This is a genomic window from Caulobacter sp. GW821-FHT11E10, assembly GCF_058808375.1.
The window spans coordinates 58,903-80,160 of the sequence record NZ_JBXARP010000006.1 but is presented as its reverse complement, the minus strand read 5'-3'; the positions used below and the strand labels follow the sequence as shown (position 1 = coordinate 80,160).

The window sequence follows — 21,258 nt, the reverse complement described above, 5'->3', positions numbered from 1 at the left end:
ATGAGGCGTGGCGGCGCCACCATCCTGCGCCGAGCCTAGGAGGGATTCGCATGGCCAGTTGGGACCCCGACGTCTACGCCCTCTACCGCCGCTATCGCGAGCGGCCGGCGCTGGACCTGCTGACCGCCATTCCGCGAGACCTGGCGCCGCGCGAGATCTGGGACCTGGGCTGTGGCCTTGGCGAACAGGCCGCCCTGCTGGCCGCCCGGCATCCGGGCGCGCGGGTGAGGGGCCTGGACTCCAGCCCGGAGATGCTCGAGCGGGCCAGGGCTCTGCCGACGGCTGTCGAGTGGGTGCTGGGCGATCTCGGAGACTTCGCGCCCGACGTCCCGGCCGATCTGATCTTCAGCAACGCGGCCCTGCAGTGGGTCGACGACCATGCCAGCCTGATCCCCCGCCTGGCCGGGAGCCTCGCGCCCGGAGGCGTGTTGGCGGTCCAGATGCCGGTGGTCGAAGGCCTGGGCTGGCGGGCCAGTCTGGTCGAGATCGCCGCCGACGGGCCCTGGGCCGCGCGGCTGGCCGGGGTCGAGGGCGTCCGGGCGGCCAATAGTCCCGAGGACTATTACGCCTGGCTCGCGCCGTTCTGTCCCGAGATCGACATCTGGTCGACGACCTACCTGCACGCGCTGCACGGCCAGGATCCCATCGTCGACTGGACCATGGGCACGACCCTGCGTCCCTATCTCGACGCCCTGCCGGACGACGAGAAGAAGCCGTTCCTGGACGCCTGGCGAGCACGGCTGGCGCGGGACTATCCCCGCCGCGAGGACGGCGTGACCCTGTTCCCGTTCAAGCGGCTGTTCATCGTCGCGCGTGCCGGCCCGATCCCGGTGGTCTCCGCCTAGATCGGACCAGCCGGCCCGACTGTGCGGCGCGATGGTCGCCGAAACCGGCGCCCCCTTCGGCTATCGCGCCTTGGCGAGGGGAGGGGCCGCGCGCTTTTCCGCGAGGCTCGGCCGTCGACGCAATTCAGTGACTGGCAGGTGAAGCCCTTCCAGCGCGAAGGCGGCCGCCAGGTAGCCGGCCTTCACGGCGGGATCGAAGGCGCGCCAGTCGCGGATGTCGACGCCTTCCAGCTTTGGCGTGATCAGCACGTCGGTAGCCTCGCGCGCCGCGGCCAGGTCGCGGCCGGTGGTGACGGTGGCCGCCCGCATCAGCAGCGCCACGATCGGCGGGCCCTTGCGCCACTCGCCGGAGATGATCCAGGTCCAGAGCGAGGGAGGGCGCTCGACATCATCGGCGGTGATGCTGCGGCCGCGCGTGACGTCGACGCCGACGATGGGGCCTAGCTGGAACGAGCGCATCACATCGGCGGGGAAGTTCTTCATCACCGCCCCGTCGACCAGAACCGCGCCGTTCTCGGTCGCCGGCGGCAGAACACCGGGCAGCGAGATCGTGGCGCGCAGCGCCGACTGCAGGTCGCCCGTGCGATGCAAGTGATAGGCGCCCGAGGTCAGGTTCGATGAAACGCAGAAGAACGGCAGCCACAGGTCGCTGATATCGACCGTGCCGAAATGCTCGTTCAGCCGGGCCTGGACCTTCTCGCCCCGGGTCATGGCGATCAGGGGAAAGGCGATGTCGTCCAGTGGGCTGGTGTCGACGAAGGCCTTGCGGATGCGGGCCTCCAGTTCGCCGTCGTCCCAACCCATGGCGATCCCCGCCGATACGATCGCACCCATCGAGGCGCCGCCGACGAAGTCAATCGGGATGCCGCGCTCGCGCATGGCCTGAATCGCGCCGATGTGGGCGTAGGCTCGCGCGCCGCCGCCGGACAGCACCAGGCCCACCGACTGGCCGGTCAGCACGCGGGCCAGCCGTTGCATGTCGGCGAGGCCGTTCTCCCGCAGATGGAACAGGCGCGCGGCCTGCGTCGCCGCCACCCAGGCCGCCGAGCCGCTGGGCCGATCCAGGGTGGCCGACTGAAGCAAGATCAGATCGACCAGCCGCTGAGCCTGCAGTGGGCCCGAGGCATAGGAGGGGATGCTGGCCGGCGGCTCGCGCTCGCCGCGCCCGACCCGGAACAGACGGTCCACCTGGCGGCCGACGACGTGTTTCCAGGCGGTTTCGTCGGCCTCGGCGACATAGAGGACGAAGTCGTGCTCGCGCTCGACATTGCTGAACCACTCGGTGGGGGCCAGCAGGGACTCGCCGCCCTCGACGGTGACCGAATAGCCGAGGTTCTCGATGCAGCGGGCCAGGCGCTCGATGACCGGCCGGATCGCCGCTCCCGGTTCGACGGCGATGAAGCCGAACACCGACGGATCACCGATCGCCGCATGGGTCTGGGCCTGGCGCGCGCGGCGGATCATCAGCCGCGACAGCTCCAGCATCACGGTCGGGTCGCTCTCGGCCGCCTCGAAGAAGTCCTCGCGGGGCAGGGACAGCACCTCGCTGTCGCGCAGGGCCACCATATTGGCCGAGTGGGCTGTGCCGCCGACCAGCGCCATCTCGCCGGCGGGCTCGCCGGGACGGATCACGCCGAGGAATTGCGGCTCCTGGCCCTCTTCCCGGCGAAAGGCTCCGAGGCGTCCGGTCTTCAGGAAATAGAGCTGGTCGGCGTCCTCGCCAGGCTCGAACAGGGTGGCGCCGCCGGGCAGTGAAAACCACGACGCCGCGCCTGTTCGCCGCTCGCGGGCGAACAGCCGCGCCAGGGCCGAGTCGTCGGGCAGGGGCGTTTCCACGGGCGGGACGCTAGCCTGAAGCGGCAGGCTTGACCACAAGGCCGGGTTCGGGCGCAACTGTTGCTCTGGCAAGCGAAATAGTCGAGAACGGTTTTGGCTCTGAACTGGCTTGTTCGGGGTCCAAAAAACTACGACTTCCGGGATTGGGTGGAAGAGGCTAAGCGTCGGTCATGCCGAAGTTGAACTCCGTTATCGACGCGTCCGGTGACGCTTTCGCCCGCAACGCGGCCCACAACCGCGCCTTGGCCGACGAACTGCGCGTAAAGGTCGCGGAAGCGGCGCTGGGCGGTCCCGAGAGTTCGCGCGAGCGCCATGCCTCGCGTGGCAAGCTCCTGCCCCGCCAGCGTGTCGAGCGGCTGCTGGATCCTGGTTCCCCGTTCCTCGAAATCGGTCAACTGGCGGCCTGCGATCTCTATGGCGGCGAGGCCCCTGGCGCGGGCATGATCTGCGGTATTGGTCGGGTGTCCGGCCGCGAGGTGATGATCGTAGCCAACGACGCCACGGTGAAGGGCGGCGCCTACTTCCCGATGACGGTGAAGAAGCACCTACGCGCCCAGGAGATCGCCGCGCAGAATAGGCTGCCGTGCGTCTATCTGGTCGACAGCGGCGGCGCGAACCTGCCCCATCAGGCCGAGGTCTTCCCCGACCGCGACCATTTCGGCCGCATCTTCTTCAACCAGGCCCGGATGAGCGCCGTGGGCATCCCCCAGATCGCCTGCGTCATGGGCTCGTGCACCGCCGGCGGCGCCTATGTCCCGGCGATGAGCGACGAGACGGTGATCGTCCGCAACCAGGGCACCATCTTCCTGGCCGGCCCGCCGCTGGTGAAGGCCGCCACGGGCGAGGTCATCTCGGCCGAGGAGCTGGGCGGCGCCGACACCCACGGCCGCCGTTCGGGCGTGGTCGACCACGTGGCCGAGAACGACGAGCACGCGCTGGAGATCGTCCGTTCGATCGTCGCCAACCTCAACACCACCAAGCCGCGGGAACTGGTCATCGCCGACGCCGAACCGCCGGCGTACGACCCGCAAGAGCTTTACGGCATTGTCCCGACCGACGTCCGGGCCCCGTATGACGTGCGCGAGGTCATCGCCCGCATCGTGGACGGCAGCCATTTCGACGAGTTCAAGGCGCTGTACGGCACGACCCTGGTCTGCGGCTTTGCCCGCATCTGGGGCCAGCCGGTGGCGATCCTGGCCAATAACGGCGTGCTGTTCAGCGAGAGCGCCGTGAAGGGCGCGCACTTCATCGAGCTGGCCTGCAAGCGCAAGATCCCGCTGGTTTTCCTGCAGAACATCTCGGGCTTCATGGTGGGCGGCAAATACGAGGCCGGCGGCATCGCCAAGGACGGCGCCAAGCTGGTCACGGCCGTCGCCTCGGCCGAGGTGCCGAAGTTCACCGTCCTGATCGGCGGCAGCTTCGGAGCCGGCAACTACGGCATGTGCGGCCGCGCCTATAGCCCGCGCTTCCTGTTCACCTGGCCCAACAGCCGTATCTCGGTGATGGGCGGCGAGCAGGCCGCCAGCGTGCTGGCCACGGTCCACCGCGACGCCGCCAAGTGGTCGCCCGAGGAGGCCGAGGCCTTCAAGGCGCCGATCCGCCAGCGCTACGAGGATGAGGGCAATCCCTATCACGCGACCGCGCGGCTCTGGGACGACGGGATCATTGATCCGGCTCAAACCCGCGACGTCCTGGGTCTGGCCATCTCCGCTTCGCTGAATGCGCCGATCCCGGAGACCACCTTCGGCGTTTTCAGAATGTAACGCCGCAAAAAGGATCCGCACATGACCAACCCGATCGCCGATCCCATCGTCGAGGTGAACGACACCGACGCGATGAGCCCGCTGGTCCACATGGACAGCACGCCGGAAGGCGCGGTCACCGTGTGGATCAACCGCCCGGACAAGAAGAACGCCTTCGACGCCGAGACCATCGCCGCCCTGCGCCAGACCTTCGAGACCCTGCATGGGGCCGAGGGGGTGCGGGTCGTCTTCCTGCGCGGCGTGGGCGGGGCGTTCAGCGCCGGCGCCGACCTCACCTGGATGGGCGCGTCCGTCGACTGGGACGAGGACGACAACCGCCAGGACGCGCTTGAGCTGGCGCACATGCTCAAGGCCCTGCATGACATCCCGGCCCTGACCGTGGCCCTGGTCGAAGGTCCTGCCTTCGGCGGCGGCGCTGGTCTGGTGGCGGCCTGTGACCATGCGATCGCCCTGGTCGACGCCAAGTTCTCGTTCTCCGAGGTCAAGCTGGGCCTGACCCCGGCGACCATCAGCCCGTACGTGATCCAGGCCCTGGGCCCGCGCACGGCCAAGCTGCTGTTCGCCACTGGCCGGGTCTTCGACGCCGACGACGCCTGGGGCTACGGCCTGGTCGACGAAGTGTTCGAGGACGTCGCCAGCCTGGAAGTCGCCCGCGACGCCCTCATCGAGGAAATGGCCCCCTGCGCCCCCGGCGCGATCGGCGACGCCAAGGCCCTGGTCAACGACTTCGCTGGGCAGAAAATCGACAAGGGCCTGATCGAAGAGAGCGCCAAGCGCATCGCGCGCCGCCGTGTGTCGGAAGAGGGCCAAGAAGGGGTGCGCGCCTTCCTCGCCCGTCGTAAACCGTCGTGGTCTGAATAGACTCAACTTCAGGGGGCGTAGACGGGCGTGATTACAGGCGCGGAACTGGAAGCGGCGGCGGCGGACTCGGCGACGAGCTATGTCGGCTCGAAGAAGAAGCCCTTCAACCACAAGGGCGAGCCCTGCAAGAACTGCGGGACGCCCCTTGAGGGCTGGTACTGCTATTCGTGCGGCCAGAACGCCGACACCCATCACCGCTCGATCCTGCACCTGATCTGGGAAGCCATCGAGGGGATGTTCCACCTCGACGGCCGCCTGGCCAACACCTTGCCGTTGCTGTTCTTCCGGCCCGGCAAGCTGGCCAAGGACTACATGGAAGGTCGGGTCGTGCGGCACGTGCCGCCGTTCCGCACCTTCCTGGTGGCCTTGCTGCTGTTCATCTTCGCGGCCGAGCACGCCATTCACGGCATCCGCCACGAGCAGGAACTGAAGGAGGAGGCGGAGGCCCAGGCGCTGATGACGCCGCAAGGCCGCAAGGCCAAGGCCGACGAGATCCGCAAGGACGCGACCTCGGATCGCAAGGAGCGGCTGGACGGGGCCGTCGCCGAGCGCGACGAGGACCTGAAGGGCGAGAACCCCGACAAGGCCGCGATCGCCGAGGAGTATGCCGACGACGTCAAGAAGGCCGAGGACCGCTACGCCCGCGAGATGGCCAAGGCCCAGGCGTTGCAGGACAATCCCAACGCCGGCGCCGAAGCCCTGGCCAAGATCCAGAACAGGGGCGTGCAGGCGGCCGAACAGATCCGCGGCCTGGATTTCCAGGACCCGACCAAGCTCCAGGCCGGCGCCAACAAGATCGCCGAGGCCCAGATCGGCGGGCAGCAGTTCAACGTCGTCGTTCCGGATGCGAAGGCGCAAGCCGAGGCGAAGGCCAAGGCTGATAGAAACGGCACCACGGCCAAGAACGAGGCCAAGAACTGGTTCAAGGAAGGCCTGGCCAAGGCCATCTCCAACCCGGACTATTATCTGCTGGTGATGTTCGGCTGGGCGCACCGCCTGGCGGTGCTGCTGCTGCCGATCATCGGCCTCTCCCTGGCGCTCGTCTATGTGAACCGCCGCCAGTACTTCATCTATGACCACCTTCTGGTGGCCACCAACCTGCTGTCGTTCTCGTTCCTGACCAATGCGTTCTGCATGGTGCTGCCGATGTCCGCCTGGCCGGCGGCCTTCGGCATCCTGTCACTGTGGACGCCGATCAATCTCTTCCAGACCCTGCGCGGCGGCTACGGCTCCGGCGTCATCGGCGCCCTCTTCAAGACGTTCATCGTCTGGATGATCAGCGTGACGTCGTTCGGCGTGCTGCTCACCGGGCTCATGCTCTTCACCCTTGCCCAAATGTAGGCCGCCCTTGATCTCCTCCGTCCTGATCGCCAACCGAGGCGAGATCGCCCGTCGCATCATCCGCACCGCTCGCGAGCTGGGCGTGCGGACGATCGCCGTCTATTCCGAGGCGGACGCCAACGCGCCCTTCGTGATGGAGGCCGACGCGGCGATCCTGATCGGTCCGGCGCCGGCCAGGGAGAGCTATCTCGACCCGAAGAAGATCCTGGCGGCTGCCAAGCAGATGGGGGCCGACGCCATCCACCCCGGCTACGGCTTCCTGTCCGAGAACGCCGACTTCGCCCAGAGCGTGACGGACGCCGGCTTGGTCTGGATCGGTCCGCCGCCCTCGGCGATCCGCGCCATGGGCCTGAAGGACGCGGCCAAGAAGGTGATGATCGACGCCGGTGTGCCGACCACGCCTGGCTATCTGGGCGAGGATCAGTCGGTTGAACGCCTTACGGCCGAGGCTGGCAAGATCGGCTATCCGGTGCTGATCAAGGCCGTGGCCGGCGGCGGCGGCAAGGGCATGCGCAAGGTCGAGCGGGCCGAGGACTTCGAGGCCGCCCTGGGCTCGTGCCGTCGCGAGGCCTCGGCCAGCTTCGGCGACGAGCGGGTGCTGCTGGAAAAGTACGTCACCCGCCCGCGCCACATCGAGGTCCAGGTGTTCGGCGACCAGCACGGCAACGTCGTCCACCTGTTCGAGCGCGACTGCTCGCTGCAGCGCCGCCACCAGAAGGTCATCGAGGAGGCTCCGGCCCCCGGCATGGACGAGGCCACCCGCGCCGCCGTCTGCGCCGCCGCGGTCAAGGCCGCCCAGGCGGTGGGCTATGTCGGCGCCGGCACGGTCGAGTTCATCGCCGACGCCAGCGACGGCCTGCGCGCCGACCGCATCTGGTTCATGGAGATGAACACCCGACTGCAGGTCGAGCACCCGGTCACCGAGATGGTCACCGGCCAGGACCTGGTCGAGTGGCAGCTGCGCGTGGCGTCGGGCGAACGACTGCCATTGGAGCAGGACGAGATCACGCTGGACGGCTGGGCCATGGAGGCCCGTCTCTACGCCGAGAACCCGGCCACCGGCTTCCTGCCCTCGACCGGCAAGCTGAAGCACTTCCGCCTGCCCGAAGGCGATGTCCGTGTCGACAGCGCGGTCGAGGAGGGCGGCGAGGTCACGCCCTATTACGACCCGATGATCGCCAAGTTGATCGCCCACGGCGTCGACCGCGAGGACGCCGCCGCGCGTCTGGCCGAGGCCTGCGGCCTGGTCGAGGTCTGGCCGGTCAAGACCAACGCCGCCTTCCTGGCCAAGTGCGCCAGCCATCCCGACTTCGTCGACGGCGCCGTCGACACTGGCTTCATCGAAGCGCGCCTTGAGGAACTGACCGAGCGCGTCTTCAGTGACGCCCCGACCCTGGCCGCGATCGGCCAGCGCCTGGAAACCTTCGGCGAGGCCGACACCGCCCGCGCCGATCCCTGGACCAGCGCGCCCTCGCGCCTGCTGGGCTTCCGCATGAACGCCCCGCGCGCGGCCATGGATCTACCGTTCAATGTCGACGGCCACCGGACGCCGCTGCGGGTGGCCCTGGTCGAAGGACAGGACGACGATTGGTCCTGGGACATCACCGTCGAGGACGGCCGCGCCCTGGACGATGTCGAGGTGCTGCCGGGGATCTACGGCAAGGGCCCGTTCCACGCCTTCGAGGGCGGCGACGTCCGCGAGTTCGACTTCACCGCCAAGGTCGGCGGAGCGGGCGAGGGGGCTGCCTCCGACGGCGCCATCCTGTCGCCGATGCCGGGCAAGATCGTCTCGGTCGCCGTTGAGGCCGGCCAGACGGTCACCAAGGGTCAGACCCTGCTGACGCTTGAAGCCATGAAGATGGAGCACGCGCTGGCCGCGCCGTTCGATGGCGTGGTGGCCGAACTGTCGGCGACCGCCGGCGGCCAGGTCAGCGAGGGCGTGGTGCTGGCGCGGCTGGAGGCGGCGGCCAGCGCCTAGCGTCGCGGCTCCCTAGGCGTCGGCCAGCTTGTAGAAGCGGGCGGCGTTGTCGTGGAAGATGTCCTGCTTCTGCGCCTCGGTCAGGAAGGCGGCGGTCTCGACCGCCTGGATGGAGAGGCCGATCGCGTCGGGCCAGAACATCTGGTCCGAGCCGAACATGATGCGCTTGCTGAAGCCGGCTTCCACCAACTGCCGCAGGATGCCGTGGAACGCGGGGCGCGGCAGCAGCCAGGCCAGCGCCCCCGTGTCGAGGTTCACGTTCGGGTACAGCATCAGGATGGCGATCGTCTCGCCCAGGTAGGGCCAGCCCCCATGCATCAGGTTGAGGCGCAGCCTGGGATGCTTGTTGAGCGCTTCCTCGACATATTCCGGATTGCCAAGACGCGCCCGGGCCGTGCGACAGCAAGGGTCGAAGGTGGTCCCGCTCGGCATCGACCCGGTATGCAGAGCCACGGGAATGTCGAACTCCTCGGCGAGTGACAGATACGGATCGTATTTCGGGTCGCCGAGCGGCAGGCCGGCATATTGCGAAGTCAGTTCGCCCAGCACCTTGATGCTGCCGTCGGCGAACGCCTTGCGCAGCGTATCAAGCGGCGGCAGCGGAGTGTCGTCGGATCCACGGACGCCCGCTCCGGCGACGAAGCGGCTGGGATCGCGATCATGCCAATCGGTCGCGGCCTTTAGCCGGTCACCGTCTCCGCCGCTGACTACGCCCTTCACCACATTGTGCCGCTTCATCTCGGCGATGCAGGCTTCCATGTGCTCGGCGCCGTTGCGGATCGGGCTCTTGGCGCCGGTGATCGGATTGACGATGGGATCGGTGAAGACCGTCGTGGCGGGATAGGCATGCATGTGCACGTCGATGATGCGGCGCGGTTTGGCGGGGGCGGCCAGCGCGCCGGGCGCGACCGTCGCGGCGACGGCCCCGCCGCCGAGCTTCAGGAAATCCCTGCGTCCAACCGACATCGATCCGTCTCCGCGCCTATCGAGATGCGGCTCCAGGGCCGCGCAGCACGATTGGTTAGAGCAGGTGTCGCGGCCGCGACATGATCCCGGAGGTCATGCTGGCGAGGAGGGCTTGACCCGCAGCCCGGCGATATTCGGGCTCAAACGAAAACCGCCGCTAAGGACGGCCCCCCACAAGGCGTCCGAAACGGCGGCATTGAGCCTCGCGGGCCCGGACTGCGCTACAGCGAGAAGCGCGATCCCCTATAGCGATAACGCTGTCATGCGGATCGTCGAACGCTTTCCCCCTCAGGGCGAACGGTATTCTTGCCTTGCCCAAAAGACGGGCTATCTAGCCCCCATGGCGTTGCACATCATCAAGCTGGTCGTCGGCTGCGATACGATCGACGATCTTCTGGCCTGGCACAAAGAGGCCGACCGTCCCTGGATCATGCATACGCGCATGACGCCCAAGCGGGTGGACGAGGTGCTGGACGGTGGCTCGCTGTATCGAGTGATCAAGGGGCAGGTGCTGTGCCGGCAAAAGATCCTGGCCATCGACACCGTCGGCTCGGGACCGGCTTCACGCTGCGAAGTGACGGTGGATCCGCCGATCATTCGCGTCGCGCCGCAGCCGCGCCGGGCCTTTCAGGGTTGGCGCTATCTGAGGCCGGAGGACGCGCCGCCGGATCTCACCGCAGCCGAGGCCGCTGACCTGCCGCCCGACCTCGCGCGGCAATTGCGCGAACTCGGCGCCTGGTAACTTTCGCGCGATCCGTTAGTTAAATGGCAACCGTGGCGGGTGTCATCTTGTCGCAGGGTAGCGGAGGGATGACGATGAAGGCCGGTTTTGCCGCCTTGGGCGTAGGGATGCTGTTCGTGGGCATGATCGTGGGGCTGTTCATCGCCCTCAAGCCGGTCGGCTAGCCCGGGAAGGGTTCAGCTGACGGCCATGTTGTCGATCAGCCGCGTCTTTCCCAGCCACGCGGCCACCAGGATTCGGCCCTCGGCGTCGCCGATCGGTCCAGGCCCTAGGCGCGACAGATCGCTGGCCTCGCGCACCTCGACATAGTCCACCTGACCAAAGCCGGCCGCCTTCAGCGCGGCCACGGCCGCCTGCTCGGCTTCGTCGATGCGACCGCCGGCCGCCACGGCTGCCGCGGCGGCCTTCAAGGCCGTGGGCAGGGTGACGGCGGCCGCGCGTTCCGGCGGCGACAGATAGGCGTTGCGCGAGGAGAGGGCCAGGCCGTCCTCGGCCCGCGCGGTCGCCGCGCCGATGATCTCGATCGGAATGTCCAGGTCGCGCGCCATGCGCTTGATGACCTGCAGCTGCTGGTAGTCCTTTTCGCCGAACACCGCGACGTCGGCCTGCGACTGGAGGAACAGCTTAGCCACCACCGTGGCGACGCCGGCGAAGAACTGCGGGCGCGCCGCGCCTTCCAGCGGCTCGGAAACGCCAGAGACCGACACCGTGGTCGAGAAGCCAGGCGCGTACATCTCGGTTGCGTTGGGCGCGAACATCAGGTCGCAGCCCACCGAGGCCAATTTCTCGGCGTCATCGGCCTCGCCGCGTGGGTAGGCGTCGAAGTCCTCGTGCGGCGCGAACTGCTTGGGATTGACGAAGACCGTGGCGATCACTCGCTCGGCGTGCCGCTGAGCCAGGCGGATCAGCGACAGGTGGCCCTCGTGCAGGGCGCCCATGGTCGGGACCAGGGCCACGCGCTGGCCGGCGGCCTTCCAGGCGCGCACATGCTCGCGCATCTCGGCGACGGTGCGGACGATGGTCGGGCTGGTCATGGGCGAAGTCTCCACGCGGACAGGCCGCGCTTATGGCCTTCGCAAGCGCGAAGGTCCACCACGACGCAAGGTCACCCACAGGGCGCCCAACTTCTGGCTGCGACAATTCGGTCTGTGGATTGAAGCAGTTGACCCCCTCGGGGCGCGGTAACATCGTGTTAACCTTCAGTCCAAGGTCGCGCGAGTCGCGACGCATCGAGGATCGAGATCCATGGCCGAAACGCGCGTCATCGTCGTCGGCAACGAAAAGGGTGGGGCGGGCAAGTCCACCATCGCTGTCCACCTCGCCACCGCGCTGCTGTACGGCGGCGCCAAGGTCGCGGTCCTGGACCTCGATCTGCGTCAGCGCACCTCCGGCCGGTTCTTCGAGAACCGAACAGCCTGGACAGCCAGCAAGAAGCTGGATTTGCCCATGCCGTTGTCCCTGACCCTCAGCGACAACGACATCGCCCTGGCCGAACAGGGCGAGGACGCGCAGGTCGCGGGCTTCGAGGCCGCCTTCGCCCGGGCCAAGGCCGAGTGCGACTTCGTCCTGATCGACACTCCCGGCGGCGACAGCGCCATCACCCGCCTGGCTCACGGCCTCGCGGACCTCGTGGTCACGCCGATGAACGACAGCTTCGTCGACTTCGACATGCTCGGCACCGTCGATCCGGTGACCATGGAGCTGACCAAGCCCAGCCTCTATTCGCTGACCGTCTGGGAAGGCCGCAAGCAGCGCGCCCTGTCGGGTCAGCGCCAGGCCATGGACTGGGTGGTGCTGCGCAACCGCCTGGCCACCACCGAGGCCCGCAACCGCAAGCGCCTGGAAGATCGCCTGACGGCCCTGGCCAAGCGGGTCGGCTTCCGCATCGGCCCCGGTCTGCGCGACCGGGTCATCTATCGCGAACTGTTCCCGTTCGGCCTGACCATTGCCGACCTCTCGCCGCAAGTGCGCCCGGTGCCGGTGTCGCTGCAGCATCTGGCCGCGCGCCAGGAGCTGCGGGCGCTGATGCACAGCCTGGGCCTCTCGGCCTATTCGGGCGAGACCCTGCTGGCGGCGCAGTAGGCGCTCGTCTAAAGTTCGAGACCAAGCGGGCGGCCGGGGCGACCTTGCCGCCCGTTCCTTGTCTGGAGTTCCGATGCTCTATCTGCTTTTGGGCGCGGTCATCCTGATCTTCCTGCTCTGGCCGAAAGGTCGGTCGTTCCTGAAGGGCGACGGCTGGCGGGTCGGGGCGGGGGCGGCTTCGATCGCCGCCTTCGCCGGGGCGGCCTATGCCACCATTCGCGGCTCGTGGGGCACGGGCATCGTCCTGGGCGTCATCGGCCTGTGGAGCGTCACCGAGGCGCGCCGGCGGCCCGTTATCCGCCGCGAGATGGTCCAGCCGCCCAAGCCCGAGCTCAGCCTCTCGGAAGCGCGCGCCATCCTAGGCGTTGGACCCGACGCCAGCCTGACCGAGGTGAAGGCCGCCTATACCCGCCTGATCCAGATGGCCCATCCCGACAAGGGGGGCACCGAGGGCCTGGCGGCTCAGCTGAATGCCGCGCGGGACCGTTTGATCAAGCGACGCCGCTGAGTTAGGACTGGATCATGATCCATCGCGAACGCTTCTGGCGCCGCCGGTCATCCGGCCAGACCTGCGCGGTATGACGCTCTGACCTTGTTCAGAGAACGAGCCGCCGTGCGTGGCTTCAGGCGTCATTCTTCAGTTCGGACTTCGATCATCCCATGACCACCCAGACCTCCGACCACGGCCAAGACTGGGCCGCGCGTTTCAGCGACCGCATGGCCCGCGTCCGCGCTAGCGAGATCCGCGAACTTCTCAAGCTGCTGGACCAGCCCGACATCCTGTCGTTCGCCGGCGGCATCCCCGATCCCGGCCTGTTCCCGGCCGAGCAGATCCAGGCCGGCTACGACGCCATCCTGGCCGATCCGGTGCTGTCGCGTCAGGCGCTGCAGTACTCGGTCAGCGAGGGCTACCTGCCGCTGCGCCAATGGATCGCCGAGCGCATGACCCGCGATGGCATGCCGTGCGAGCCGCACAACATCATGCTGACCGCGGGCTCGCAGCAGGCGCTGGACCTGATCGGCAAGCTGTTCCTCAGCAAGGGCGACACGGTGATGGTGGCCCGCCCGACCTATCTGGGCGCGCTGCAGGCGTTCAACGGCTACGAACCGGCCTATCTGGACCTGCCGGAAAACGCGCTGAGCGACGGCGTCGACGAGGAGGCCCTGATGGCCGGCCGCGCGCCGCGTCCGCTGGGCTATTTCGTGCCGGATTTCGCCAACCCCACCGGCGTCAGCCTGACCCATGCCGAGCGCGAGGCGCTGCTGGCTCTGGCTGATCGACTGGACATGACCCTGGTCGAGGACGCGGCCTATCGCGAGCTGCGCTTCAGTGGCGAGTCGACCCCGACCTTGCTGGCCCTCGACATCGCCCGATCGGGCGGCGTCGACAATGCTCGAACCATGTTCTTGGGCACTCTGTCCAAGACCCTGTCACCGGCCCTACGCATCGGCTGGGTTTGCGGCCCCAAGCCCGTGATCGAGAAGCTGGTGCTGCTGAAACAGGGCGCGGACCTGCACGTCTCGACGATCAACCAGATGGTCGCCCATCGCGCCGTCTCGGAGGGCTATGATCAGCATCTGCACCGCCTGCGCGGCGCCTATGGCGGCAAGGGGCGGGTGATGTTGGCGGCGCTGGAGCGGTCGATGCCCAAGGGCGTGACCTGGTCGCATCCTGAAGGCGGTATGTTCGTCTGGATCGACCTGCCCGAGGGGCTCGACGGCGCCGCGCTGCTGGCGCGGGCGATCGCGGAGGAGCGGGTGGCCTTCGTGCCCGGCGCGCCCTTCTTCGCCGAGGTCCCAAGGGCCAACGCCATCCGCCTCAGCTACTCGCTGCCGACCGACGCTCAGATCGAGGAGGGCGTCGGACGCATCGCGCGGCTGATCTCGAAGGTGATGGCCGAAGCCTAGACAGAAAAAACCCCGGAGGGCGAACCTTCCGGGGTTTTTCTTTGATCGGCGATGATCGTGTCGCGCCTAGCGCGGCGACAGCACCATGCACGGCACGCGCTTGGCCTTCAGGGCCGAGCAGGCGTTGCGGGCGGCGTCCGAGGTCAGGCCCTGGAACTGGGCCCGGAAGTTGCCACCGGCGCCCTCGACCGCCGCCTCGGCGTCCGAGACGACCTTGGCGAAACGGCCGCGCACCAGCTTCAGCTGATCATTGGCCAGCGACTTGGACTTGAAGGCGCCGACCTGCACGCCCCATTCGCCCTTGGCCTTCTTGGCGGGGACGGTCTTGGCCGGAGCCTGAGCGGCGCGTAGGGTGGGGGAGACCTTCACCGGGCCCGGATTGCGAGGGTTCTCGGTCAGGACGATCTTCAGGCCGGCCTGGTCCCCATCGCCCTGTTCGGTCGACGGACGCTCGATCGGGCCCGAAGGCTCTTCCTCGTAGATGTTGGCGGCGATGCTGGTGCGTTCGCCGCGCGAACGACGCTTCATCACGTCGAAGCCGGTCAGCAGCAGGTCTTCCATATTGTTGTCGCGCCAAGCGGTCGACGGACCGCCCAGGACAACGGCGATCAGACGGCGACCGTCGCGCACGGCGGAGCCGGCGAGGTTGAAGCCACTGGCATTGGTGTAGCCGGTCTTTAGGCCGTCGAACCCTTCCATGCTGTCCAGCAGGCGGTTGTGGCCCTTCACGTAGTTGCCCCGGAAGTAGAAGCCCTTCACCGAGAAGTAGCTGTAGTACTGGGGGAAGTCGCGCATGGTGGCGCGCGACAGGATGGCGAGATCGCGGGCCGTCGAGATCTGGCGGCTGTCGGGCAGGCCCGAGGCGTTCACGAAGCGGCTGTTGCGCATGCCCAGTTCCTGACCGCGCAGGGTCATCAGGGCGGCGAAGCGCGACTCGCTGCCAGCCAGGCGCTCGGCCATGGCGACGGCCACGTCGTTGGCGGATTTCACGGTCATGGCCTTGATGGCGTCGTCGACGCTCATGGTCTCGCCGGGCGGCAGGCCGATCTTGGTCGGGGCCTGGGCCGCCGCGCGGGGCGACATGACGATGCGGTCGGTCAGCTTCAGGCGGCCTTCGCTCAGCGCCTCGAAGGTGAGGTACAGCGTCATGACCTTGGTGACCGAGGCAGGATAGCGGGGGCTGTCGGCGCGCTTATCGTAAAGGACCTCGCCCGAATTGGCGTCGATCACGATGGCCGCGTACTTCGGCTCGGAAGCGTTCAGCTGCAAATAGGGTATGGCCGCCGAGGCGGCGGTCGGAGCTACCGCGCCGAACAGGCACGAGAGCGCGAGGCCAGCGGCGGCTAGCAGAGAACGGGCGGAGGTAAGCTTGGCGAACATCGAGCAGCGTCCGTCATTTGAACTGGGAAGCGGTTCCGCACCGCCACACGCGTGACCCGTAGCATGATGGAGTCGGTCTTTCGCTAAAGTAAACAACTGGTGAGCGATCTTGCCGCAGGCGGGAAAAAAGCGGGCGCGTGGTTCCAATGCTGCAGCTTGCAGGGCATGCCCCTGCGTCATGGTGCGCTGCACAATTTTGTTGACTGCTGCACTGCAACATGGCAAACCCACGTTGTTCCAAGCGCAGATGGCCGAGTTGCAGCTCGACCGTTCGCCCCGCCTCCGACCCCTCCCCAGGAGAATTCCCATGGCCGCCGCCGAAACCGTCAAGAACACCGTCGAACAATTCAGCACCGCCTCGAACGCAGCGTTCAAGGACGGCGTCGAGAAGTCGCTGGCCGCGCTGGCCGAGGCCAACACCCACTCGAAGAAGAACCTGGAAGCCGTCGTCGCCTCGGTGACCGCCGCGACCAAGGGCGCTGAAGCGCTGGGCGCCCAGACCTTCGCCTACTCGAAGAAGGCCGCCGAGGACCAAGTCGCCGCCGCCAAGTCGCTGGCCGGCGCCAAGAGCGTCCAGGAAGCCGTCGAGCTGCAGACCGCCTGGGCCAAGTCGGCCCTGGAAGCCTACATCGCCCAGGTCAGCAAGGCCTCGGAGATCGTCTCGGCCTCGATCAAGGACTCGGTGAAGCCGCTGAACGAACGCGTCAGCGCCGCCGTCGAGAAGTTCCAAGCCGCTCGCTAAGGGCAGCTTCTGGTCGAGCGCCCCGCCGGCGCTCTGGCCAATCCAACTCTGAAGAGGTCCGGGCCGAAAGGTCCGGGCCTTTTTCTTTTTGTACCCCCTCGGAGCCGGACCACGGTCCGGCTCCTTTTCCTTTTGTGCCCTGGTCTGGGCCGCGTTAAGCATGACCCCACAGTCAGTGGAGCGCGTGCATGTCGAAGGTCGAGGAACGCCTGAAGGCGATTGGGGTCGAGCTGCCCCAACCGGTCGCGCCGGTCGCCAACTATGTGCCCTTCGCCCGCTCCGGCAACCTCGTGCACATCTCCGGCCAGATCTCGATCGCGGCGGACGGCGGGATCAAGGGCACGGTCGGCGTCGACGTCGACACCGAGACCGCCCAGAAGGCCGCGCGTCTTTGCGGGGTCAACCTCCTGGCCCAGATCAAGGCCGCCTGCGAGGGTGATCTCGACCGCGTGGTGCGGGTGGTCAAGCTGGGCGGCTTCGTCCAGGCCGGCCCCGATTTCATCGACATTCCCAAAGTCATCAACGGCTGCTCGGACCTGATGGTCGAGGCGTTTGGCGACGCCGGCCGCCACGCCCGCTCTGCGGTGGGCGTCTACAAGTTGCCCCTCGGCTTCGCAGTGGAAGTCGACGCGGTGGTGGAGATCGCCTGATGCGCTCGCGCGAACGTCCCTCGACCGATGTCTTCGGCGAGGCGTGGGAGCGCCTGTTCGATCCGCCGGTGGCTCACCGAGGCCTCTGGACCCCGGATGGCGCGCCGGAGAACTCCCGCGCCGCCTTCCAGGCCGCCTGCGCTGGTGGCTACGGCATCGAGCTGGACGTCCAGCTGACCGCCGACGGCGAGGCCGTGGTCTTCCACGATGACCGCCTTGAGCGGATGACGGGGCACGAGGGCCGCCTGCGCGACCACACCGCCGCCGACCTCGGGGCCATGGCCCTGAAGAACACCGACGAGACCATCCCGACCCTGGCCGACGTGCTGACCCTGATCGGTCACCGGGCCATGGTGTTCATCGAACTGAAGACGCCCTTCGGCGAGGTTGGCCCGCTGGAGAAGCGGGTGACCGACGTGCTGATCGACCACAACGGCCCGACCGCGGTGATCGGTTTCAATCCGTACTCGCACGCCTGGTTCGCTGATCACCATCCGCAGATCTTGCGCGGCCTCGACAGCTACAGCTGGAACGACGAGGGCGCCCGCAAGCTGGCCCCGGAAATGCGCAAATCGCTGGCGGCTCTGGAACAGGTCGAGCTGGCGCGGCCCGATTTCCTGGCCCTGGGCCTGGACATGTTGCCCAGCACGCGCGCCGACCTATATCGCGCCAAGGGCATGCCGGTGATCGCCTGGACGGTCCGGTCGCCCGACCAGTGGGAAGGCGTGCGTGACCATTGCGACAATCTGATCTTCGAGGGCTTCACGGCGTGAAGCCAGGCCCGGTGGGGGTCCAGTCGGCGGTTCGCGTCCATAGCGCGATCGGCGAAGTCGGCAGGGAGGCGTGGGACGCCTGCGCCGCCCACACGGGCGATCCCTTCGTCGGCTACGACTTCCTGTCGATCCTGGAAGAGAGCGGCTGCGTCAACCGCCGCACGGGCTGGCAGCCACAACACCTGTCGGTGCTGGACGAGACTGGCGCCGTGGCCGGTGTCATGCCGCTCTACCTGAAGTCCCACAGCCAGGGCGAATACGTCTTCGACCATGCCTGGGCCGACGCCTATGAGCGGGCCGGCGGGCGCTACTATCCCAAGCTCCAGTGCTCCTCGCCGTTCTCGCCGGTGACCGGATCGCGGCTGATCGTGCGTCCGGACGTCGATATCGACGAGGGCCGCGCGGCTCTGCTGGGCGGTGCGCTGACGCTGTGCGGTCGCCTCGACGCCTCGTCGCTGCACGTGACCTTCCCCGTCGAGGACGAGTGGCGCTGGATGGGCGAGGGCGGGATGCTGCTGCGCCAGGACCAGCAGTACCACTGGGAGAACCGCGGCTACGCGACCTTCGACGACTTCCTGGCGGCCCTGTCTGCCAACCGGCGCAAGACCATTCGCCGGGAACGCCGCGACGCCCAGGCAGGGCTCGAGATCATCGCCCTGACCGGCGACGAACTGACCGAGGATCACTGGGACGCGTTCTTCGCCTTCTACATGGACACGGGCAGCCGCAAGTGGGGCCGGCCCTACCTGAACCGACGGTTCTTTTCACTGCTGCAGGAGCGGATGGCCGACAAGGTGCTGTTGATCCTGGCGCGCCGGCCGGGCGGTCCCTGGATCGCCGGGGCGCTGAACCTGGTGGGCCGCGACTGCCTCTACGGCCGCCACTGGGGCTGCACCGAGGACGTGCCGTTCCTGCATTTCGAGCTCTGCTATTACCAGGCCATCGAGCACGCCATTCGCCTGGGCCTGCCGCGCGTCGAGGCCGGGGCCCAGGGGCAGCACAAGATCGCGCGGGGCTATCTGCCCAGCCCGGTCTATTCGGCCCACTGGATCGCCGACCCGCGCTTGCGCGAGCCAGTCGCCCGTTACCTCGAACGCGAGCGCGAGGCGGTCGAGGGCGACATGGCGATGCTGACGGAAGAGTTCTCGCCGTTCCGGGAGCAGCGGTAGACGGTCGCTAGTGCAGTCGCACTTCGCCGACCTTGTCCTTGTAGGCCTTCTTCGGATCGGCTCCCAGCATCATCCTGACGCCGGCGAACAGGCTGTTCTCGTTGAGCCAGATCTGCGCGTCGGCCGGCTCGAAGCGCAGCAGGCGCAATTTCGGATCGTCCTTGCCCTCGAACCAGGCGGCGATGAACGGGTTCCAGAGCCGGTTCACCGTCTCGTAGTCGGTATCGATCCGCAGGCGACCCTCGACCGCCGCGAACAGGTGGTGACCCTTGTCGGCGAAGTGGATGAAGGCGTCGCGCCCCTCCACGTCGAGTGCGTGGGCGAGATCGGTCTCCGACGAGGTGAAGATCCATATGGGGCCGGAATGGTCGCCCTCGATCAGGGCGGTCATCGGCTGGGCGCGGCCGCCGTCGACGTCGGGCAGGCCCAGCATCACGGTGCGGTCGGACTTCAGGGCCTTCCAGAACTTGGCGGCCAGATCGGCTTCCTTGGACATCGTGGGTCTCCATTGTTTGAAGACCCAACGACAGCCGCGCGGGGCCGTTCCTAAGGCGCAGCTACGACCGCTCCCACGCCGCCTTCAGCAGCGCCTTGATCTCGTCGTCGACCTCGGCCGGCGAGGCCAGGGCGACCTTGGCCTTGAGGCGTTCCGACCAGCTCTCGTTCTTGGGCGTGGCGAGGCGCGGCGAGGCGTCGGGCGTCAGGGCCAGGCCCAGCGAAACTGTCCCGCCCTTGACCGGCTTGGCCGAGGCGAACTGCACCTTGTTGGAGAAGGCGGTGAAGGCCTTGCGCTGGCCGGTGACCAGGCCTGGGAAGTCGGCGACGGTGGCTTCGATTGCCTCCAGGATCGCGAGCGAGGCAGGGTCGGTCCACAGCGCCTTGCGCAGGGCGTCGGCGTCGTCCCAGCCGCCGGCTTCGGGGAAGGCCATCGACAGGATGTGAGCGCAGCGATTGACGCCCAGGTCGTAGTGATCCTTCAGCCATTGGACCCGCGCGCCCGGCTTGGTCTCCTTGCAGTCGCGGCGGACGATCTCGACCCATTGGTCGATGGTCTTGCCGGTGTCGCGCTCCAGGCTGGCCTGGACGGAAGCGAACCACTTCTGCTGGCGTTCGGTGAGACCTTGGCTGCTCATGCGGGAAGTCCTTGGAAGAATGTGGTCAGCTCGGCCAGCAGGCGGTCACGGCCGCGCTCGGGCCGGTCCAGATGGACGAAATGGGTGGCGTCGGGGATCTCGACGCTGGTGACCTTGGGGCTGCGTTCAGCGTCGGCGGTGAAGGCTTCGACATCGGCCCGGCGGCTCCAGAAGTCGGCGCCGGAGCGCACGAGTACAACGGGGGCGGTGATCGAGCCGGCGTCGTACAGCCGCCGTCCGCAGGCCTGGTGGAAGCTGTCTTCCAACGCGCCCAGCGGGGCTCGAAACCGGGGCGGGGAGAGCGCCGCCGCCCTTGGGTCGCTGGCCAGGGCGCCCGCCGCCAGAGCGTGGGCCACGACCGGATCGCGCCAAGCGTCCTTGTCGGCGATTGGAATGTTGGAGTTCCAACGGTCCAGCAGCGAGGTCCCAGGATAGAGGGCATAGCCGCCGGTCGTGGGATCGAACCGGCGTGGTTGGCCGGGCTGGGCGAAGGCCGAGCCCGGGCCCAGCATCGGATGGATCTCTGAACCGCCATAGAGGGCGTTGAGCGTCGCCAAGCCGGCGACGGCCTCCGGGTGAAGGGCGGCGTACCAGCCGGCCCAGAGGCCGCCGGTGGCCCAACCGATCAGGCCTGGCCGCGAGCCGCCATTGCGCTTGGCGGCGAGCTTCACGACCGCGTCGAGGTCGCGCACCACCTCATGAGCGCGGGACAGCGGGCGACTCTGCTCGGGCGGCTGGTCCATGGCGGCGGGCCGTTGCGAGCCGCCATAGCCTCGGGCGTCGATCAGATAGATCCGGCGGCCCAGCCGCTGCGCCAGATCGGCCGCCATCGAGCCGCCGGGGACGGGAAGGTCGAAGGACGCGACGCCCGGCGCGCGGGCGCCGTGGACCAGGATCAAGGGCGCGCCGCGAGGGGAGGGCGGAGCGATTTCGCGGGCATGAATACGGACGCCGTCGTCGGTCAGCGTGAAGAGTTCGGTGCGCCGCAGGTTGTCGGCGCGAGCGGCGGTCGTGGTCAGCAGAGCTGGCGCGGCCGCCAGGACAGCGCGGCGGGACCATTGCCGTCTCATCGACATTTGCGCGCGCCTC

Annotated in this window: 20 protein-coding genes and 1 pseudogene; 14 read left to right on the top strand and 7 right to left on the bottom strand. The window is 68.0% G+C overall.

Going from position 1 to position 21,258, the window contains the following annotated elements; translation table 11 throughout:
• The first annotated feature begins 50 nt into the window (after nt 1-50).
• Nucleotides 51-845 (top strand): methyltransferase domain-containing protein, encoded by a 795-nt coding sequence (locus AC1RRV_RS13495; protein ID WP_492860172.1) that lies wholly within the window; start codon nt 51-53, stop codon nt 843-845.
• A 60-nt stretch (nt 846-905) separates the two neighbouring features.
• Here AC1RRV_RS13495 and AC1RRV_RS13490 read toward each other — a convergent pair whose 3' ends face one another.
• Nucleotides 906-2,681: a patatin-like phospholipase family protein gene (locus AC1RRV_RS13490; RefSeq protein ID WP_492860171.1), complete on the bottom strand. Its 1,776-nt coding sequence runs from the start codon at nt 2,679-2,681 to the stop codon at nt 906-908.
• 170 nt (nt 2,682-2,851) lie between these two features.
• On the opposite strand from AC1RRV_RS13490, the gene AC1RRV_RS13485 reads away from it, so the two are divergent.
• Genes AC1RRV_RS13485 through AC1RRV_RS13470 form a run of 4 tightly spaced genes read left to right on the top strand, consistent with a single transcriptional unit; the run spans nt 2,852 to nt 8,624 of the window.
• Entirely contained in the window at nt 2,852-4,444 is a 1,593-nt protein-coding gene (locus tag AC1RRV_RS13485) for a carboxyl transferase domain-containing protein (RefSeq protein WP_492860170.1), read from the top strand.
• Between the two features lie 21 nt (nt 4,445-4,465).
• Nucleotides 4,466-5,305, top strand: a complete 840-nt coding sequence (locus AC1RRV_RS13480; RefSeq protein WP_492860169.1) for an enoyl-CoA hydratase-related protein — start codon at nt 4,466-4,468, stop codon at nt 5,303-5,305.
• 27 nt (nt 5,306-5,332) lie between these two features.
• The gene (locus AC1RRV_RS13475) at nt 5,333-6,646 is read left to right on the top strand and encodes a DUF3667 domain-containing protein (RefSeq protein WP_492860168.1); all 1,314 of its coding nucleotides are present in this window, start codon (nt 5,333-5,335) and stop codon (nt 6,644-6,646) included.
• Nucleotides 6,647-6,653: 7 nt separating this feature from the next.
• Complete coding sequence (locus tag AC1RRV_RS13470) at nt 6,654-8,624, top strand: acetyl/propionyl/methylcrotonyl-CoA carboxylase subunit alpha (protein ID WP_492860167.1); 1,971 nt, start codon at nt 6,654-6,656, stop codon at nt 8,622-8,624.
• 12 nt (nt 8,625-8,636) lie between these two features.
• On the opposite strand, the gene AC1RRV_RS13465 is transcribed toward AC1RRV_RS13470, so the two are convergent.
• A complete protein-coding gene (locus AC1RRV_RS13465; protein WP_492860166.1) occupies nt 8,637-9,590 on the bottom strand; it encodes an amidohydrolase family protein in 954 nt (317 codons plus the stop codon).
• A gap of 340 nt (nt 9,591-9,930) precedes the next feature.
• Here AC1RRV_RS13465 and AC1RRV_RS13460 point away from each other — a divergent pair, with 340 nt between their 5' ends.
• The gene (locus AC1RRV_RS13460; RefSeq protein WP_492860513.1) at nt 9,931-10,332 is read left to right on the top strand and encodes a DUF1489 family protein; all 402 of its coding nucleotides are present in this window, start codon (nt 9,931-9,933) and stop codon (nt 10,330-10,332) included.
• 176 nt (nt 10,333-10,508) lie between these two features.
• Here the strand turns inward: AC1RRV_RS13460 and panC are convergent, their stop codons facing one another.
• Complete coding sequence (panC, locus tag AC1RRV_RS13455) at nt 10,509-11,366, bottom strand: pantoate--beta-alanine ligase (protein ID WP_492860165.1); 858 nt, start codon at nt 11,364-11,366, stop codon at nt 10,509-10,511.
• Between the two features lie 211 nt (nt 11,367-11,577).
• On the opposite strand from panC, the gene mipZ reads away from it, so the two are divergent.
• From mipZ to AC1RRV_RS13435, 4 genes and pseudogenes are all read left to right on the top strand, one after another.
• On the top strand, nt 11,578-12,414 hold the full coding sequence (gene mipZ / locus AC1RRV_RS13450) for a division plane-positioning ATPase MipZ (RefSeq protein WP_492860164.1): 837 nt from the start codon (nt 11,578-11,580) through the stop codon (nt 12,412-12,414).
• Nucleotides 12,415-12,487: 73 nt separating this feature from the next.
• A complete protein-coding gene (locus tag AC1RRV_RS13445) occupies nt 12,488-12,922 on the top strand; it encodes a J domain-containing protein (RefSeq protein WP_492860163.1) in 435 nt (144 codons plus the stop codon).
• 14 nt (nt 12,923-12,936) lie between these two features.
• Nucleotides 12,937-12,996, top strand: coding sequence for a hypothetical protein (locus AC1RRV_RS13440; protein WP_492860512.1), 60 nt, complete (start codon nt 12,937-12,939; stop codon nt 12,994-12,996).
• A 31-nt stretch (nt 12,997-13,027) separates the two neighbouring features.
• Nucleotides 13,028-14,322: pseudogene (locus tag AC1RRV_RS13435) on the top strand (aminotransferase-like domain-containing protein).
• A gap of 66 nt (nt 14,323-14,388) precedes the next feature.
• Here AC1RRV_RS13435 and AC1RRV_RS13430 read toward each other — a convergent pair.
• Nucleotides 14,389-15,702, bottom strand: a complete 1,314-nt coding sequence (locus tag AC1RRV_RS13430; protein ID WP_492860162.1) for a D-alanyl-D-alanine carboxypeptidase — start codon at nt 15,700-15,702, stop codon at nt 14,389-14,391.
• Nucleotides 15,703-16,009: 307 nt separating this feature from the next.
• Here AC1RRV_RS13430 and AC1RRV_RS13425 point away from each other — a divergent pair, with 307 nt between their 5' ends.
• The 4 genes from AC1RRV_RS13425 (at nt 16,010) to AC1RRV_RS13410 (ending at nt 19,036) form a co-directional block, all read left to right on the top strand.
• On the top strand, nt 16,010-16,444 hold the full coding sequence (locus AC1RRV_RS13425) for a phasin family protein (RefSeq protein ID WP_492860161.1): 435 nt from the start codon (nt 16,010-16,012) through the stop codon (nt 16,442-16,444).
• A gap of 188 nt (nt 16,445-16,632) precedes the next feature.
• Complete coding sequence (locus AC1RRV_RS13420) at nt 16,633-17,094, top strand: RidA family protein (protein ID WP_492860160.1); 462 nt, start codon at nt 16,633-16,635, stop codon at nt 17,092-17,094.
• Nucleotides 17,094-17,867, top strand: coding sequence for a glycerophosphodiester phosphodiesterase (locus AC1RRV_RS13415; protein WP_492860159.1), 774 nt, complete (start codon nt 17,094-17,096; stop codon nt 17,865-17,867). Before AC1RRV_RS13420 ends, AC1RRV_RS13415 begins: the two co-directional genes overlap by 1 nt.
• Complete coding sequence (locus AC1RRV_RS13410) at nt 17,864-19,036, top strand: GNAT family N-acetyltransferase (protein ID WP_492860158.1); 1,173 nt, start codon at nt 17,864-17,866, stop codon at nt 19,034-19,036. The genes AC1RRV_RS13415 and AC1RRV_RS13410 overlap by 4 nt, the downstream gene beginning before the upstream one ends.
• A gap of 7 nt (nt 19,037-19,043) precedes the next feature.
• Here AC1RRV_RS13410 and AC1RRV_RS13405 read toward each other — a convergent pair whose 3' ends face one another.
• The 3 genes from AC1RRV_RS13405 to AC1RRV_RS13395 form a co-directional block, all read right to left on the bottom strand.
• Nucleotides 19,044-19,532: a pyridoxamine 5'-phosphate oxidase family protein gene (locus AC1RRV_RS13405; RefSeq protein ID WP_492860157.1), complete on the bottom strand. Its 489-nt coding sequence runs from the start codon at nt 19,530-19,532 to the stop codon at nt 19,044-19,046.
• 61 nt (nt 19,533-19,593) lie between these two features.
• Nucleotides 19,594-20,169, bottom strand: coding sequence for a DUF4287 domain-containing protein (locus AC1RRV_RS13400; protein ID WP_492860156.1), 576 nt, complete (start codon nt 20,167-20,169; stop codon nt 19,594-19,596).
• Nucleotides 20,166-21,245 (bottom strand): alpha/beta fold hydrolase, encoded by a 1,080-nt coding sequence (locus tag AC1RRV_RS13395; RefSeq protein ID WP_492860155.1) that lies wholly within the window; start codon nt 21,243-21,245, stop codon nt 20,166-20,168. Before AC1RRV_RS13395 ends, AC1RRV_RS13400 begins: the two co-directional genes overlap by 4 nt.
• Between the last annotated feature and the right edge of the window lie 13 nt (nt 21,246-21,258).

Coding starts and splice junctions, on each gene's coding strand:
- AC1RRV_RS13415 (WP_492860159.1), top strand. CDS start 17,094: ATGCGCTCGCGCGAACGTCCCTCGACCGATGTCTTCGGCGAGGCGTGG.
- AC1RRV_RS13425 (WP_492860161.1), top strand. CDS start 16,010: ATGGCCGCCGCCGAAACCGTCAAGAACACCGTCGAACAATTCAGCACC.
- AC1RRV_RS13445 (WP_492860163.1), top strand. CDS start 12,488: ATGCTCTATCTGCTTTTGGGCGCGGTCATCCTGATCTTCCTGCTCTGG.
- panC (WP_492860165.1), bottom strand. CDS start 11,366: ATGACCAGCCCGACCATCGTCCGCACCGTCGCCGAGATGCGCGAGCAT.
- AC1RRV_RS13405 (WP_492860157.1), bottom strand. CDS start 19,532: ATGTCCAAGGAAGCCGATCTGGCCGCCAAGTTCTGGAAGGCCCTGAAG.
- AC1RRV_RS13460 (WP_492860513.1), top strand. CDS start 9,931: ATGGCGTTGCACATCATCAAGCTGGTCGTCGGCTGCGATACGATCGAC.
- AC1RRV_RS13495 (WP_492860172.1), top strand. CDS start 51: ATGGCCAGTTGGGACCCCGACGTCTACGCCCTCTACCGCCGCTATCGC.
- AC1RRV_RS13480 (WP_492860169.1), top strand. CDS start 4,466: ATGACCAACCCGATCGCCGATCCCATCGTCGAGGTGAACGACACCGAC.
- AC1RRV_RS13400 (WP_492860156.1), bottom strand. CDS start 20,169: ATGAGCAGCCAAGGTCTCACCGAACGCCAGCAGAAGTGGTTCGCTTCC.
- mipZ (WP_492860164.1), top strand. CDS start 11,578: ATGGCCGAAACGCGCGTCATCGTCGTCGGCAACGAAAAGGGTGGGGCG.
- AC1RRV_RS13485 (WP_492860170.1), top strand. CDS start 2,852: ATGCCGAAGTTGAACTCCGTTATCGACGCGTCCGGTGACGCTTTCGCC.
- AC1RRV_RS13420 (WP_492860160.1), top strand. CDS start 16,633: ATGTCGAAGGTCGAGGAACGCCTGAAGGCGATTGGGGTCGAGCTGCCC.
- AC1RRV_RS13430 (WP_492860162.1), bottom strand. CDS start 15,702: ATGTTCGCCAAGCTTACCTCCGCCCGTTCTCTGCTAGCCGCCGCTGGC.
- AC1RRV_RS13465 (WP_492860166.1), bottom strand. CDS start 9,590: ATGTCGGTTGGACGCAGGGATTTCCTGAAGCTCGGCGGCGGGGCCGTC.
- AC1RRV_RS13395 (WP_492860155.1), bottom strand. CDS start 21,245: ATGTCGATGAGACGGCAATGGTCCCGCCGCGCTGTCCTGGCGGCCGCG.